Source organism: Rhodococcus sp. FW305-130 (assembly GCF_058788335.1).
Genome location: NZ_JBYTAP010000007.1, coordinates 258,460 through 272,649 on the forward strand (window position 1 = coordinate 258,460; position 14,190 = coordinate 272,649).

19 protein-coding genes are annotated in these 14,190 nt (G+C 60.9%); 5 read left to right on the forward strand and 14 right to left on the reverse strand.

Going from position 1 to position 14,190, the window contains the following annotated elements; all coding sequences use genetic code 11:
* Positions 1-85: 85 nt before the first annotated feature.
* Complete coding sequence (locus tag AC3WQS_RS22615) at positions 86-376, reverse strand: hypothetical protein (protein ID WP_322742322.1); 291 nt, start codon at positions 374-376, stop codon at positions 86-88.
* Positions 377-381: 5 nt separating this feature from the next.
* On the reverse strand, positions 382-585 hold the full coding sequence (locus tag AC3WQS_RS22620) for a three-helix bundle dimerization domain-containing protein (RefSeq protein WP_153212891.1): 204 nt from the start codon (positions 583-585) through the stop codon (positions 382-384).
* Between the two features lie 601 nt (positions 586-1,186).
* Here AC3WQS_RS22620 and AC3WQS_RS22625 point away from each other — a divergent pair.
* Positions 1,187-1,711, forward strand: coding sequence for a hypothetical protein (locus AC3WQS_RS22625; RefSeq protein WP_228118173.1), 525 nt, complete (start codon positions 1,187-1,189; stop codon positions 1,709-1,711).
* Between the two features lie 3 nt (positions 1,712-1,714).
* A complete protein-coding gene (locus AC3WQS_RS22630) occupies positions 1,715-1,861 on the forward strand; it encodes a hypothetical protein (RefSeq protein ID WP_194273649.1) in 147 nt (48 codons plus the stop codon).
* A gap of 51 nt (positions 1,862-1,912) precedes the next feature.
* Here the strand turns inward: AC3WQS_RS22630 and AC3WQS_RS22635 are convergent, their stop codons facing one another.
* The 3 genes from AC3WQS_RS22635 to AC3WQS_RS22645 form a co-directional block, all read right to left on the reverse strand.
* Entirely contained in the window at positions 1,913-2,098 is a 186-nt protein-coding gene (locus AC3WQS_RS22635; protein ID WP_194273648.1) for a hypothetical protein, read from the reverse strand.
* Positions 2,099-2,199: 101 nt separating this feature from the next.
* Complete coding sequence (locus AC3WQS_RS22640; protein WP_153212889.1) at positions 2,200-3,225, reverse strand: hypothetical protein; 1,026 nt, start codon at positions 3,223-3,225, stop codon at positions 2,200-2,202.
* Between the two features lie 106 nt (positions 3,226-3,331).
* Complete coding sequence (locus AC3WQS_RS22645; protein WP_492711877.1) at positions 3,332-4,660, reverse strand: hypothetical protein; 1,329 nt, start codon at positions 4,658-4,660, stop codon at positions 3,332-3,334.
* A 312-nt stretch (positions 4,661-4,972) separates the two neighbouring features.
* Here AC3WQS_RS22645 and AC3WQS_RS22650 point away from each other — a divergent pair, with 312 nt between their 5' ends.
* Positions 4,973-5,425, forward strand: a complete 453-nt coding sequence (locus tag AC3WQS_RS22650) for a hypothetical protein (protein ID WP_020971291.1) — start codon at positions 4,973-4,975, stop codon at positions 5,423-5,425.
* Positions 5,426-5,964: 539 nt separating this feature from the next.
* Here the strand turns inward: AC3WQS_RS22650 and AC3WQS_RS22655 are convergent.
* A complete protein-coding gene (locus AC3WQS_RS22655; RefSeq protein WP_492741548.1) occupies positions 5,965-6,507 on the reverse strand; it encodes a hypothetical protein in 543 nt (180 codons plus the stop codon).
* Positions 6,508-6,800: 293 nt separating this feature from the next.
* Positions 6,801-7,448, reverse strand: coding sequence for a hypothetical protein (locus AC3WQS_RS22660; protein ID WP_492711879.1), 648 nt, complete (start codon positions 7,446-7,448; stop codon positions 6,801-6,803).
* An 824-nt stretch (positions 7,449-8,272) separates the two neighbouring features.
* On the opposite strand from AC3WQS_RS22660, the gene AC3WQS_RS22665 reads away from it, so the two are divergent.
* Positions 8,273-8,857, forward strand: a complete 585-nt coding sequence (locus AC3WQS_RS22665; protein ID WP_492711880.1) for a hypothetical protein — start codon at positions 8,273-8,275, stop codon at positions 8,855-8,857.
* A 7-nt stretch (positions 8,858-8,864) separates the two neighbouring features.
* Here AC3WQS_RS22665 and AC3WQS_RS22670 read toward each other — a convergent pair whose 3' ends face one another.
* The 3 genes from AC3WQS_RS22670 to AC3WQS_RS22680 all read right to left on the reverse strand — a co-directional run bounded on the left by AC3WQS_RS22670 (position 8,865) and on the right by AC3WQS_RS22680 (position 10,235).
* Entirely contained in the window at positions 8,865-9,044 is a 180-nt protein-coding gene (locus tag AC3WQS_RS22670; protein WP_153212885.1) for a hypothetical protein, read from the reverse strand.
* A gap of 335 nt (positions 9,045-9,379) precedes the next feature.
* On the reverse strand, positions 9,380-9,784 hold the full coding sequence (locus tag AC3WQS_RS22675) for a TetR family transcriptional regulator (protein WP_228118172.1): 405 nt from the start codon (positions 9,782-9,784) through the stop codon (positions 9,380-9,382).
* Positions 9,785-9,863: 79 nt separating this feature from the next.
* Positions 9,864-10,235 carry a hypothetical protein gene (locus tag AC3WQS_RS22680; RefSeq protein ID WP_228118171.1) on the reverse strand — a complete coding sequence of 124 codons (372 nt, stop codon included), beginning with the start codon at positions 10,233-10,235 and terminating at the stop codon, positions 9,864-9,866.
* 377 nt (positions 10,236-10,612) lie between these two features.
* On the opposite strand from AC3WQS_RS22680, the gene AC3WQS_RS22685 reads away from it, so the two are divergent.
* Positions 10,613-10,984, forward strand: coding sequence for an SdpI family protein (locus AC3WQS_RS22685; protein ID WP_084324725.1), 372 nt, complete (start codon positions 10,613-10,615; stop codon positions 10,982-10,984).
* 44 nt (positions 10,985-11,028) lie between these two features.
* Here the strand turns inward: AC3WQS_RS22685 and AC3WQS_RS22690 are convergent, their stop codons facing one another.
* The 4 genes from AC3WQS_RS22690 to AC3WQS_RS22705 all read right to left on the reverse strand — a co-directional run bounded on the left by AC3WQS_RS22690 (position 11,029) and on the right by AC3WQS_RS22705 (position 14,004).
* Positions 11,029-12,063 (reverse strand): HEAT repeat domain-containing protein, encoded by a 1,035-nt coding sequence (locus AC3WQS_RS22690; protein WP_492711881.1) that lies wholly within the window; start codon positions 12,061-12,063, stop codon positions 11,029-11,031.
* Positions 12,064-12,076: 13 nt separating this feature from the next.
* Positions 12,077-12,742, reverse strand: coding sequence for a HEAT repeat domain-containing protein (locus AC3WQS_RS22695; RefSeq protein ID WP_492711927.1), 666 nt, complete (start codon positions 12,740-12,742; stop codon positions 12,077-12,079).
* An 82-nt stretch (positions 12,743-12,824) separates the two neighbouring features.
* Positions 12,825-13,295: a DUF2269 family protein gene (locus AC3WQS_RS22700; RefSeq protein WP_020971298.1), complete on the reverse strand. Its 471-nt coding sequence runs from the start codon at positions 13,293-13,295 to the stop codon at positions 12,825-12,827.
* Positions 13,296-13,329: 34 nt separating this feature from the next.
* Complete coding sequence (locus tag AC3WQS_RS22705) at positions 13,330-14,004, reverse strand: DJ-1/PfpI family protein (protein WP_492711883.1); 675 nt, start codon at positions 14,002-14,004, stop codon at positions 13,330-13,332.
* Positions 14,005-14,190 lie beyond the last annotated feature (186 nt).

Sequence of the window (14,190 nt, forward strand, 5' to 3'; positions counted from 1 at the left end):
CCCCGCAGCTCACCGTCCCCGTAGATTCCTGCCCGCGAAGTGGAGGGCGACTCAGGATAGCCACTCGACCGCGGGCGGAGCCTGATCAATGTTGCAACGGAAGTCCATCGGCTGCAGAGGAATGATCGGCCGGACAGTTGGCGGCAGGAAAGCGAAGGATCAATTGCTCGACCAGACGAGGAACTCGGTGAAGGTCCTTACGCAGGGCAGCCGCGTCGGTGCGCGCTGCCGATGCCTGAGCCGATCCGATCGGACGCGTTCCCCGCACCAGTCTCAGTGTGGATTCGGTACGCTCGGACAGTTCGTCGATCTCCGAATTGAGCAGGGCGAGAAACACTCTCGCCTGCGCAATATCGGACTCTTCTGCGGCTGACACCTTCGCTACGACGGGACCAGCGAGGAAAGCTTTTCCCCCGGCATGCGCTCGACGAGCAGAGGAACGAAGTCACGCACCCGATGTCCGTCGAAATGAGCATGAGCAGATGCAACTGCGTCCGCCACGACATCTGCCGAGATCGAGGGATACTTCGCAGACAACCTACTCACCGCATGAGCGATGAGTCTTTCTTCCTCTTCGGTCTTCATCTGTAAATACTGCGCCCCACCTGCCCATTGTTCAACAGGAGAGACGACTATCGGCTGCAGCGACAATCAGCACGTAGCGGGGCTGTGTTGCCGCGAGTCGAACCCGATCGGCCGAGTTCGTCCCACGCCGGCGACGGGTGCGCGGAACCGGGATGCGATGTTCACACAATCTCCTACCCTGAAAACCATGAGCACCGTCCCTGTCGTCGTGACCGAACCCGGCCGCAACTGCACCCGATGCGGCCAACCCCTCACGATCACGGTGCTCGAATTCTATGCCGATCCGTACCCGACACCCGTCGCTACCAGAGAAGGGTTTGTGGACTGCCCCAGCGGGTGCACCGGTGCCATTGACCCTCACGCGCGGTAGGTCCCGCGCTTTCCTCCTCGGAGTCGCTCTCCTCAATGAAATTCACCCACGGTAGCCGTCCGCTTAGACCGAAATACCCCTGATCAGAAGGATCCGACCGCTGTCATCCACGCAACCCCGATGTCTCAGGGGTTCGGAGTCATTGCCGGCAAGCAGTAGGTTGGCGCTATGGACGAAGCGGCCAGAACAGCGGATACGTGCAAGTCACGGACCTTTTCATGGATCGTTGTCATGGCTGTGACTCTCACAGCATTAGTCCTGCTGGTGCTGGCGCGGGGTCATTGGTGGCCGCGGGGAAGCGACTGGTACTTCACGACTGCGGCGGCGGGACTGCTTCTTCTGGCGACCGGGTGTATCTGGGTAATCTCCACGATCGCCGTCCTACGACGGTATCGCCGTGGGGCATGGTGGATGCTCGCTTGGCCGCTGACGACGACACTTGGGGTGATCGTGGCACTTGCCAGCGCCCCACAGTTCGACAACGATCGTCCGCAATTCGAGAACATCGCCCAGCAACTACTCGCAACCCCGGACTCCGAAACGCTCGACATGCAGCGTATCGGCCGCTTCGAAGTAGATCGCGTATACGAGATGCCCACGGGCGAAGTGTATTTCACCGACGCAAGGCGAGGTTTCACCGATGAGTCGGGTTGGGTCTATTCTCCCAGCCATATCCCTGCCGGCCGCGAGGGCGATCTCACCGTTGAGAATCTCGGTGGACCTTGGTACCGATATCGATTGGTAATGAGCTTCTAGATCTTGCTGCTTCGCTCGCGAGTGGAGCCCTCCCCGGACGAGGGCCAGGCCGGCACGGTGCTGACTTCGGATGGTCGGTGGGCTTACCGGTACAAGAACGGCGCGGAACTGATCATGATGAAGATGCCGGAGCGTCCTGCGCCGGCGTAGGAGTGCAGCAGTGAGCCCCGCACCGAATCCGGTGCGGGCCTTTTTGGTTGGCTAGTCCAACTGTGTGTTCATCTTGTTTGCGAGCCATTCCGCGTCCGACTGGACCATCGGTCCTCGCAGGCAGTAGCGGCCTCCGTTGTCCTGGACGTAGTGGGTGAAGCACTCGTTCTCGCATCCGTCGTGTTCTTCGGTGTGGGGTATCGCGACAAAGCGTGTGGGAGCGGCTGTTTCAGTCATGTGGCTGCCTTTCTGAGAGTCGGTAGAGTCGCTCCCCTGTCACCATGTCGAGTGCTTCTATCAACTTCGCAAGCATCATCGGCCCCCGGACACCTCTGATCTCAGTATCCGTCGGTACCGGCGAAGACAAGTTCAGGCGTGCCGACAACCGGCTGCCCGGGGTGTAGTTGGTGCTGTAGGGACTCGATTCCGGCAGTGTCGAGTGTTCCGCGGTGAATCTGGCAGATCCAGTCGAAATCTTCTGTAGACCAAGCGATCTGATACTCGTAAGTCTTGGTTTTCCACGGCTGGTTCGATCGGGGCCTCCGGGCGATCCATCCCGCTTTTTCACCGAGTTCGGCTGCGAATGTGCCGGTTTCGGGTTCGATCGAGTGGACGAAGCGTGGGGTCAGGTCCGTCAGCACGGGCACCGTGATGGGTTCGGCGGTGATCTCCTCGTGAAACCAGCTCATCGACTCCTGCGCCGGTGTTACTGGTGCCCCGCCGCGACCGGCGAGGGTCCTGGATTCGGCGTCGGTGATGACCGGACCGTCCCAGGTGAACAGGGAGGGGTCGAGGCGCTCCCCCACGGTGAGGTCGGAGTATGAGGCGCCGTCGACACCATTGCCGGAGTGTTGGGCAAGTACCGCACCGGTTTCGGCGTCGACGACAAGCCGCAGCGACGACTTCGGCAGATTCCGGCTTTCGCGTGGGGCGAGATCCACCGACCAGCATCGACGGCCGAGGAACTCGACGTCTGTCACCGGCCCTGTCGGGCGTGAGTGATGGTTGCCGACCCAATGCTCAACGCGCTGGGTGATCGCAAGGTATCGGCCCGCGACGGGCGAGTGCACCTGGTGGAGTTCGGTGCAGCGCGGATGGTCTGGGTCGGCGGTGAAGTCCCAGGCGGTGGTGCCGTCGCTGACGAACATCACCTGTCCGTCGAGTGATTCGATCCTCGACTGGGGTCCCCACCGATACAGATGCACGCCGGGGAGGCGAACGGGAAGAAACACAGGTTCTTCACCGTAGCTGCCGTAGTAGTAGTGAAACGGTTCGTCGGAGTTGCGGTACGGGACCACTACCCCGTGGACCGGTTGCCGAGGTCCGTCGGCCATGGTCACCAACATCTGCACCCATTCGGTCATCACTGCCTCCGTTATGCATTCGGGTATCGGTCGTCTGCGGCCTAGGTCAGCGCGCCTCCCACTGGTTTCGGTGAGCTTTCCGGCCCGATCGCCTCCGCCGCTCAGCTCAGACATGCAGGACTCCCTCGATCGCTTCCGACGCCGGCGGGTATGCGCGGGTGTCAGCTTGTTCCCCCAACTCTGCCGAGGCGTAGGACAGGAGATTGTCGAGTCGAACACCTTGCTCGTCGTACAGATTCAGGCGAGCTGTCAACACCAGTCCCGGGTAATCACGATGCCGGAATCGGACATGGATCCGGCCGCTCGGCCAATGTCCGACGTACGCGGCGCTCACCTGATCGACTTTGTCCGAAAACCGCATTCGGTCAAGACTGCGGAGGCAGTACTGCACGTACCCGTGATGGTCGAGTGGCTCAGGCCCGACAGGCCAGCACCGATCGGTGATGTCGATGCCGCCGGTGATCAGCGAATGGATCCCGCCATCGACCCCGGCGGAAAGTACCGACCGACCGACGGCAGGACGGGTAGCGGTCCTCGCGACCAACCACAACCGCCCGGCCCCGGCCACCCCGTGCGCGACATCCATCCCAGGCAGCAGCAAGGTCGTCACCGGCGACGAATCCTCACCACGGTAGGCCCGCACGGTGGTGGCGCCACGCGCAATGGGGTCTTTGCCCCAGTACCAGCGCACGTTGCCATCGAACGCGCGTTTGCGGTAGTGGTTTTCGTTGTAGTACTTATCGGCGTACTCGCTGGTGTACCCGACCTGCCGATCTTCCGCGCAGAGGTAGGTGTTGCGGTCGATGCGCAGCGGGGCCGGGTCATGCAGAGGTATCTGCAATACCGATGAGCTGTAACGCAACTCGAACCCGGGCCGCTTTCCTCCGGCGCTGTCCACGCGCGGCACCCGTTCCCACGGATCGTGTTCGACACCGAGATAGAGCGAGGATTCGTCGAACTCGGCCGACACCATCGCCGCGGTATCCACTTCGACACGACGCATCCCACCACCCGGCTTGCTCACCAGCAGCGTCGGTTTCCGCCGCAGCGTCCGTGGCGGAATGTCCGGCGAGGGTGCGATGTCGTTGTGCCTGCGTGGAGGCGTCATGCACCAGGCGCCGCCGCGTCCCGCGGCGATCAGATGGTGCCCTTCGGTGTATTCGGACCGATCGATGCCGTCGATACCGACGTGAACCAAGGGACCGTCGCGGTGATTCTGTATCCACAACCCGGACTCGTCGGCCGCGATCTGTACTGGGCCGAATCCCGGAGGGGCCGGAGGAAGATCAGTCCACGCCACCAGCCGCGCCAACGATTCTGTGTGCGGATCAATCAGTGCCGCAACGGGTTGACGCTCGTCGACCACCCACAGGTGAGCCGCGGTGAAGAAGACGTATCGGGGGCGCAGGAACCTGCGCCCGAGGTGGGCGCTCACGCGCCTTTCTGCAGAGTCATGACATCGACGGTACCAGCGAAGCTCGTCTACCGCGAAGACCGCCGACTGGTTCGATTTCAGGGCTGCCGATTGCATCGCGGACAAGTGTGGCTCCGATGTTCGTATAGTTATGCGCTACTTCGGGACGTCTCTCATTCGTTCGTTTCTCGGACACTGCCGGACTCACATCGAGAGGCTCGGTCGTGTGACTCCCTGAATTATTTGGCAGGTTTTTCACCGAATTATTTGGCACGAGGGATGACTGTCCGGTTATTCGAAGTGGTGTTGCCACCTGATCGGTATTGTCGCGGTATGACTCGTTCGGATGTTTCCTGGCAGAGTCGAGCGATGGCGTGGCCGCTGATCGTGGGAGCCGTATTCGGAGGTTACTTCGCGCTTCTCTTCGCAGATTCCAGCGAGTTCAGCAGTGTTCTCACCGCGATCTGCCTCGGGTCGTTGTGCTCGCTTCCTGCCGGCGCGCTGTTGGGAATGGCAGCAATCCTGACGGGGAAGGGCGTCCTCGCGGTCGGCGAGCGAAACGTCCGCGCCGCGGCGCCGATGACGTGGCGGCTCGCATTTGCAACGGCGACGGCTGTGGTGGTTGCGGTGATCGTCACTGCTGCGCTCTCCGTCGCAGGGGCCGATGGGTGGAGTATCACCTGGCCTGCGTTGACGATCTCAGCCATTTCCTTCGGCGCAGCATCCGCCTACTACCCGCGGCCACACATGAGGACATCGCTCACCCTCAAGGGCGCGAATGAGTAACCCCTCAGCCCTACCGCAACGAAGGGACGGCATGTGCGACCGGCCATCTTCGGTGTGATCGGGCTTCTGACAGGAATCATCGCGGCAATACCGTCTCGGGGAGCCCACGAAGCACCGCTCGATTTCGCGGCGCGATGGTATTGTCTGCCGCTCGCGATGGTTGTGATCGCTTCCATCGTGGTTGGCCAACTCCGGGACCGATCTGAGCGGTATGTGATGGCGGCCGGGACCCTATTCATTCTCAGCGGATTTGCACAATTTCGCTATTTCTTGATCGTCCTCATGTATCGAGACCTCTACTCCATGGTGGGAATGATCAGTGCGGGATGTCTCTTCGCTGCAGGCGTGATGACCCTGCAGCGCCAAACCAGCCAACCTGATCAGTAACATCGCGAATTCTGCACACTGATTGACTACCCAGTCCGGATTCGTCGACCTCTACGACCGAAACGTTCTCAGTTCGTTTCTGCGGGTTTGGGTGTGCGTTTTGACCATCGCTAAACAGGACGAGATCTGTACCGACTCAGTGAGGAAATCGCCTACTCAGGCTCCGCCGACTTCCACACTTGAAGCAAATAAGTTTCTGGAAGCGCCGAACTCGCTTCGTTTCGATTCGCTAGCCGCCCTCTGGTAGAAACCCGCATACCGTACTCACCCGACCCGTCGAAGGTGATCGGCCGCTCGAAACCACTTGCATACGAGAACGATTCCATGTCATACAAGTACATCGGACCGTCGACCGTCGAAAACTCGAGATCGAACGATTCTTCCCAACCCTCTTCGTCGACAGGTTGCGATTGCACCGAACTGACGGTGACCTCCACGCGGGGTCCGTACTGATTTCCAGTATGGATGATGACAACGCCGTCATCAGCAGATGCACCGATACGCGCGTCATCGGCAGAAAAGATTGCATACGGAAGTTGTGGCATCCCCGTAGGTCCCTCCACCCATGACGAGATCGGCCCGGCGATCATCAGCTGTCCATCAGGGGTTTGCACCGAACCCGACTGGATGTACCGACTGTCAGACGATTCGACTTTGTTTTCGTCTGACGAACAGGCCACCAGGGTCCCTGCCAACATCAGGACCGTCCAGGCCGTCGTGGCACCCACCGAGAATCTCATTTCAGTGAGTTTGCCAGGTCGGGAATGCACACGAAGTCAGATAATCCGCCGATGGGCGAGAACCGACCGAAACGCGCTGAGCGGCTTCCTACAGGTTTGGGTGTGCGTTTTGACCGTCGACAAACGGACAGTTCAAGCCTCGACGGGAAGAGCGGCGTTCCGACGCGGAGTCCACGGACCGCTGCGCTACGCCGACAGCTGCCTTCAGGCTCGCCGCACCACCCCTTCAGGGCGGCGGGGGCCAGGGCTCACTCACCCTCGATCAATGGATCCTCTAATTTGAGAAGCTCGGCTTCCTCTGGGTGCAGGTTTTCATACGGATCCACCGATCTGGTCAGTAAATAATCAGGATCGAATTCGCTCGGGACCTGAACGATCTGAAGACCTCGTGCCAATATCTCGACCTGTTCACCGCTCTCGTCGCTCGAAAAATCTGCGGCGAAGGCAGCGGCTACCGCGTCACGCGCCACCGCCTCCGCCAGATCCCAATCACGTACGTACTCCTCGACAGAGGAGTTCACCTCTCGCTGCGCCAACGCGGCCAAAGTGCATTGCTGAAAGTAAAAAGCGACTACCTCCTGCGCGCCGTCCCATTCCGCCTCGAATCCGAGGGCTACCGCCTTCCCCCGCAACGCAGACCGAATGTCGAGCGCATCGGTTGCTCTCATCGCAGGTGATGCGCGCACCATGCTCACGTATTCGTCAAACCCATTCGCCGCGACAGTTCCGATGACATCGATTACCGCCTGCCAATTCGGTCCCAGATGATCAACGAGGTCGAGATCCGAGATCGTGGTCGAATCGATATGGCGCACAAGTGAATCGAGCGACTGATCGGCGCCATCGTAGAGTCCGTCTCGTTGCGCCTGACGTAACCATTCCATTTCTGCGACCATCGCATCTCCCGGAACCGAACCGGCATGCTCGAACGCTTCCTCAATAGACAGCTCACTGCCGACGGCGACTTGGGGACCCCAAGCCGCTCCATTAACTCGCAGGAGATCCGCAGCGGTCTGCACTATCTTCGTCAATCGTGTCGATGTGTTGGCAGTGTCGGGCGATGTAGCTGCTTCGGAATCCGAGAGGAGGGGTTCACATGCCGGATTGCGTTGTTCACGTTGCCCTGAACTGCTGTTCTCCTCGACGACCACAGAGGGTGAGTTGGCCGTGATGAACTTCGATACTCCGATAGCACCAGCAGCCGCTACAGCGATAATCAGCCCCGCCGCAGCGAGTTTCGTCCTTCGACCCCGTGCTGAATCCACGCGTTCGACACCCCCTCGATATGCCCCACGACGATGCGACCGAACACGAGGCTAGATCACAAACGCTACCGGCTTACGAAACTTCAGCCCTCGGTTGAGGCACCGAGGGATGACAAACTTCAACCCCATCAGCCAGCACGCGCTCAGTTCGTTTCTGCGGGTTTGGGTGTGCGTTTTGACCATCGGCAAACGGACGATTTGCGGGCCTCTCACACGATGCTCCAGCTCGTAGCTGAAGATCAGTACAACACATCACCGATTGGGCTGTCGGACTGCGATCTGACGACAGTACTTCGGGAAAATCATTACCGAATGCCGGCGACTACTCTGACAACCGACGAATCATGACCGCAGCCGAAATCGGACCAATATTGCTGGGGGACGATCTCGTTGCCCTCAGTTAGAGCTTGAGCAGGACGGAATCGTTCCGGTCTGGGACGACAAAGGAGACAAGGGTGAGCGGTCATCGTGGCAACGAGAGTCTCAGACCAGGTACACCTGGACTTGGGTTCGCGTTCGCCGCAGTCCCGTTCCTCGCCGTGCTTGCTGGGGTGCGCTACGACTGGTGGAGATACCCCCGGCCAGCGGTTCTCCTCCTCGAACCGGCGACGGTGGGATCAGCTCTCCTAGGTTTGGCCGTTGTTGGCACGCTCTGGATCTTCCGGTCCTACGGTTACTGGAAACGTGAGCAGCGGTTGTTGTGGAGAACTGGACTTGCCCCGATGGTTGTGGCGACGACGGCTTTGGTGTTTGTGCTGGTGCCGACCCCGAGGGAAGGCGCCTTCGACCGGGCCCGGGGCGGGATGGAGGCGGTCGCACACTCAATACAACAGAACCCGACGCCATATGCCGGCCAAAGAACCGTGATTAACGAACTAGAATTTCACGTGTATATCAAAGAGGGCTGCGTGTTTTTCGCCGACCTCGAGCAGAGCGTCGTACACAATGCCGGGTGGATATACACGGCGAACTGCACCCTGAATCCGGACCAATCCCGTCGTTATAATCCCGTCGCCGAAAACTGGTACGCATTCCTGTAAGGAATGGTCACACATTCACATCGTGCAGATCCCAAATGGGCAGGTCAGCCGAGCATTTGACCAGGCTGGAGGCGTTGCCGGCGCCGACGTAGAGCCTGGCGAATCCTGTCGGTACGAACGGAAAGAACACGACCCCCGGAAAGTGGAATCCGGCAGGATCCTGACTGCACACGGGTCGACCGGTCATGTCCGGGATGCGTATCTAGGTGCTGCTGGTGAAAGATTGAGGTTAGTAGTGAGCTGCATAACTAACCGATGAGAATCTTCGCCATCCGTAGCCGCTTAGCACCGACCTTGCTGCTGCGATGGTTGTGGTTGTTGTGGTTGTTGTGGTGGTGGCTTTGTAGTGGACGAAAACGATTGCTTTCACAAAGACAGCGGTAGTCGAATTCAGCACCCACCAGCCCTCCGACGGTTCGATGAGTTTCAATGCTTTCCGCGCAGTCAAGGGCACCGGAACGAATTGCGTCTATGACGATCGGTGTGATCGCGTCGGTCCACGATTCGTAGGTGGCACACGCATCACTGAGCGACTTGTCGACGGACAGGATGAGTCCAGCTCGGATGATCGCCTCGGTTTCGGCGCGGCGGGCGAGTTTCGCGGTAGATCATCAGCACTTGCCGGTCTGCGGGTTGGCCGGTTGCGGCGGCTTTCTCGACTGTCTCGGAGACTGCGTCGGACCAACGGCGGAGCATCTCGCTCGCGATGGATTCCTTCTTCGAGAAGTGGAAGTACATCGCGCCTTTGGTGGTCTCGGAGATCGCCAGGATGTCGTTGATGCTGGTGCCCGCGTAACCGGTTCGGCTGAACAGGGTGGCAGAAACTTCGAGGATCGCTTCTCGGGTGATTTTCGCTCGTGGCTGCATAGGTGGTCGGCCGGTTTTGCCGTGGTCGATGCCGTCTGCGAGGTCGTTATGATCGTTCATGGTCACAGGTGCTTTCTGTGGTCATCGGCCCTGACGGTGGTACAGCACTGTCGGGGCCACCTCGGTTGGTGAGACTTGTTCAGACTGTGATGAGTTCGCGGTCAGCGATGTTCTCGGCGGACCGAAGGTCGGGCAGTGGCGGGCTCGTGAATCCTGCTTCGCGGGCTGCGGTATCGAACTTCTCGTACCGGCGCCATGCGGTCGATGTCGCGATAGGTGGCTTCGATTCCAAAGCGATGGTCTCCCACGTGAGGTTCGGGTTTGTGAGCTTGCGGACTGCTGTATCTTTCACGTTCTTCGCGAGATTCGACCGGGCGATGAAGGCCATGAGGTCGTCTATGTCGGCATCCGTGTCGGCCTGTGCTTCTTCGGCGTCGCGGGGGGCTGGGAACTCCGCAGCGGTGTCTTGGGAGTCGAGTATCTCGTCCAGGTCGTTCATCGTTTCGTCCACGAAAAAAGGCTCCGCAAAGTCCGCAATAGCGTCCTCGTGGCCGGCCTTCGCATCCGCCGTTGTAGCGCCTACGTCTAGATCCGACTCCCGATGCTCCGCAATATTCTTGACTTCGATCTCGAGCACCATGAGGCAGGTGGATCATCCTGGGACGTTCTCGCGGATCCGGTGGGAAACCATTTCTGCGTGGGTGATCCGCACTAGGCCGGTCTGAAAGTCAGTCCGAGATCGAGTCTCACAGTCCATCCGACAAAGCGTGAAAATGCGTCACCCGAATAGCTGCACATGCATTCGTTGGCTTACAGTCGGGGTGTCCCGGCGGCACCCCAGACTGGAATGTCCGCTGCGTCGGAGTCTGCCGATTGGGGGCTGGACGGATGGAATCGCCTGACTTACTGGGTCTGACGGTCTCACTGACGTCCTCGACGCTTATCCTCGCGTTCGTTGCTGGGCTCATGCCGCGACTCGTCGGTGATGAACCGAATCCCGTTGTCGGCATACGGACGAAGGCGACCATCGCGAGTCCAGAGGCGTGGCAGTTGGCACATCAGAGTGCGCAGCCGCTTCTGCGCCGGACGATGTGGACTGCCGTAGCGGGACTGTGCATGCAGGTCGCCATCGGCGTCGTGACAGGTTTCGGATCTGTGGTGTCGGCTGTCACCTCAACAGTCGTGTTTCTTGCGGTGCTCCTTGTCCTGCTCTTTGCAGGAGTGAAGGGCAACGCCGCGGCGAAGTCGTTGCAGCGTTGACCGCCTGACCCTGCCGCTGTCAGACGCGCCTTGGATCTCGGCTTTCAGTCCCCGATACGCGGTCGTTCGCGCCGACGTCGTCCTCGATCGCGCATCTCGAGAATCGCTGCTGCCGTGGACGCGACCGTCTTGTCGTCGTCGTGGGTGATCCGGGCGAGCGCTTCGCGTGCTGCAGCGCCAGGAATCTCGGCGAGCGCCTGCGTAATTCGCAACCTCGTCGGGGCGTCGTCAGTGCCGTCGAGCCTTGCCTGCACGGCATCGACGACCTCACCGCTTGTAGGTGAGTGCTCCGCGAGAAGACCGAGCACCTCGCCTGCCTCGACGTCGCGGCGCCCGTCAGCGACCATCTCGAGGAGTGCTGGCATCGAGACAGCCTCTCCGCGAGATCCGAGGGCGAGAGCGGCGTCGGCGCGGACTATCGCGTCCGAATCATCGAGAGCTCGCTTCAGAGACCGAGTTGCTTCCTCGGTGTTGATCCCGGATATGGCCGACGTCGCGCGGCGTCGAACCTCGACGTCCTCCGATTCGAGCCCCTTCGTCAGACCTGCAAGGCCCGCACCTTCGGTCCTCGCCAACGCCCACTGCAATGCTCCCGCCACGTTGGCATCCCTCTCCGACAGGATGGCCTCGACGAGTGCGTCGACCGGCAATGCCGCATTCGCGTCCTGCGACAGGATCGCTTGCTGACGGTGGGCGGCGAACTCGGATTCGAGTGCACGCAACAGCGAGACCATGCGCAGGACGTCGTCCCACTCCGAAGGGGCGGTGGCGTCGACCCTTTCGAGTTTGGTCAGCAATTCCTCCTCCGCCGCGATCCGTTGCCGAGTGTGTTGCATGAGTTCACCCACCAAATCGGCCGGTGCAAAGTCTGGTTCGTCCAGTGCACGCTTGGTCTCGTTCAACGAGAGCCCCAATGTCCTCAAGCTCTCGACGTGGAAGAGGCGACGGATGTCGTCAGCGGAGTACTCGCGGTAGCCACCGGACGTGCGGCCCGTCGGCTTCACCAGCCCCAAAGTGTCGTAGTGACGCAGCATCCGTGTGCTGACACCACAACGCCGCGACACCTCGCCGATCAACATCCGTCTCCCCTTCCTACGCGTCCGGGCCGATTGCCGCGACGCGCTTCGCCAACTCGTGTGAGAGAGCGAACCCACCGTCGGGGTCGTGCCAGAGTTGCTTTGTAGCATCAGCATGCGCTCGGACACGCGGATTCGGGCTCGTACCGGCCGCGTCGAGCACCGGGAGCACAGCCTCGCCGAGCCCGGTCAGGGCGCGGCTCAGACTGAGCTGCATCTGCAGTTCACCCCGACCGAGTTCTGTGGCCAGATCGGCCGCGAGTGCGCCCTCGTCTCCCGCCGGCACGAGAGCCACAGCCGCGCGCCACGCACTGCGCGCAACCTCGTCGTCCTGGTCGTGTACCAGCGCAGAGACCTCGGGCCACGCGATCGGATCGCCGATCTTGGACAAAGTGTGGAGCGCCTGACTGCGGGCTTGCGAGCCATCGGACCCGAGCTCACGGATCAGCCTCGGCACCGTGATTTCAGCCGGCAAGCGGCACAACGCCCAGGTCAGCATGTCGCGGACGAAGAAGTCCGGCTCGACGGCGCACCGATCGATCAGGGCATCCGTCAACTGAGGATCCGGGCGTGTGCCGACCGCAAGCGCGGCGCGCAGTCGAACCGAGGGATCGGCTGCGGCCACGGCGTCGACGAGGTGGGCATTCTGCCCACCGTGGTTGGTTGTGTTCACGACAACCACCTCCTTCACCGACCAGTGGAACCCTTGTCACTGTGTCAAGGTCAAGCGTCACTGCCTCCGACACGTGAAATGTCGCCTCGGATCACACGCCGGTTGTCGATCCTGGCCGAAAGATCATCAGCACGACGACAACGACCCAGAGCAGATTGAAGATTCCCGTCGCAGTGCCCAGCCGACGGGTGAGCCGCGTTGCGACATCCACAACGGACCCGGTTCCTTCGATCGCCGCCATTGTCAGCCGTTGGGCGGGAAGCACGACCGCGGTGAGTATCACGGCGGCAACGACGGTGAGTGCGATCGAGGTGAGGATCCACACGTCACCGAGCACTCCGAGATTGACGGCGGTGGCGACACCGAGCATCGGAACGACAATGCCGATCGTGGCATACACCCGAACGATGCGATGCAGCATGCCCGTCGTCGCAACACTGGCGCTGTCCGGATCGGCGAGCGCGGCGCGGCTCGCAACCGGGAACATACTCGCCGCCACAGCGACGGGGCCGATGGCAAGAATGGCCGCAATCACATGGAGGGACAGCAGGATTCCGGTCATGGGATTTCTCGCGTTTCGGTACGCACAAGCGTATTCACGCGGCGTCCGGGGCGAAGGTGATTACAGGCTCGGCACCCTTGGCCGACCACACCGTTCCACGACGCTCGTAGTCGAAGAGCGCTTCGACCTCGAGACTTATCCGGGGCCCGAGGCATCGTTCCAGCAGATACAGGCCCAGGTCGAGACCGGATGTCACACCACCGGCGGTGATCAGGTCACCGTCGTCGACGATTCGCGCCTGGATCGGAATTACACCGCCGGCCGCCAATGCGTCCACGGCAAGATGGTGCGTCACGGCGCGACGCCCTTCGAGAAGCCCCGCCATCGCCAGCGCCAATGATCCTCCACAGACGGTCGCAACGAGAACACCAGGATCGTCGAGTGCACGGCGCACCATGACAGGCAGTTCGGTTTCCGTTGTGGCCGCGAGTCTTTCCGGCAAGCTGGAACCCGGCTGGTCCGCATTGGGTTCGAAGAGACCCGATGCTCCGGGAACGACGATCAGATCCGCGTGTTCGACATCGAGGGTTGCAGTGGCGGTCATAGCGAGTTCACCACTCCCGCTCACGACGGTCCGAGGCCCCTCCGCGCTGACGAGTTCGACGCTCAACGCCCCACCGCTGGCGAGACCCCCGGCGTAAAGCACCTCGTACGGGCCCACGACATCCATGGGATCGAATCCGTCGAACAACACGATCTGCGCGTGCACTGCAACCTCCGATTTTGTGCGACGCGCTCCTGTGCACGTCGCTGTTCCCACGACAGTAGGAGGAAGTTGACCTCTATGGCGACGGCTGAAAGCCAACCTTCGACGGCTTTCAGCCAACCCCACACATTCTGTGAAATACCAGTTGAGAGGATATTTCAAGACACGAGATCACCGAATCTCGTGCCA

Coding starts and splice junctions, on each gene's coding strand:
- AC3WQS_RS22620 (WP_153212891.1), bottom strand. CDS start 585: ATGAAGACCGAAGAGGAAGAAAGACTCATCGCTCATGCGGTGAGTAGG.
- AC3WQS_RS22625 (WP_228118173.1), top strand. CDS start 1,187: ATGGCTGTGACTCTCACAGCATTAGTCCTGCTGGTGCTGGCGCGGGGT.
- AC3WQS_RS22635 (WP_194273648.1), bottom strand. CDS start 2,098: ATGACTGAAACAGCCGCTCCCACACGCTTTGTCGCGATACCCCACACC.
- AC3WQS_RS22640 (WP_153212889.1), bottom strand. CDS start 3,225: ATGACCGAATGGGTGCAGATGTTGGTGACCATGGCCGACGGACCTCGG.
- AC3WQS_RS22650 (WP_020971291.1), top strand. CDS start 4,973: ATGACTCGTTCGGATGTTTCCTGGCAGAGTCGAGCGATGGCGTGGCCG.
- AC3WQS_RS22660 (WP_492711879.1), bottom strand. CDS start 7,448: ATGGTCGCAGAAATGGAATGGTTACGTCAGGCGCAACGAGACGGACTC.
- AC3WQS_RS22670 (WP_153212885.1), bottom strand. CDS start 9,044: ATGACCGGTCGACCCGTGTGCAGTCAGGATCCTGCCGGATTCCACTTT.
- AC3WQS_RS22675 (WP_228118172.1), bottom strand. CDS start 9,784: ATGAACGATCATAACGACCTCGCAGACGGCATCGACCACGGCAAAACC.
- AC3WQS_RS22685 (WP_084324725.1), top strand. CDS start 10,613: ATGGAATCGCCTGACTTACTGGGTCTGACGGTCTCACTGACGTCCTCG.
- AC3WQS_RS22690 (WP_492711881.1), bottom strand. CDS start 12,063: ATGTTGATCGGCGAGGTGTCGCGGCGTTGTGGTGTCAGCACACGGATG.
- AC3WQS_RS22700 (WP_020971298.1), bottom strand. CDS start 13,295: ATGACCGGAATCCTGCTGTCCCTCCATGTGATTGCGGCCATTCTTGCC.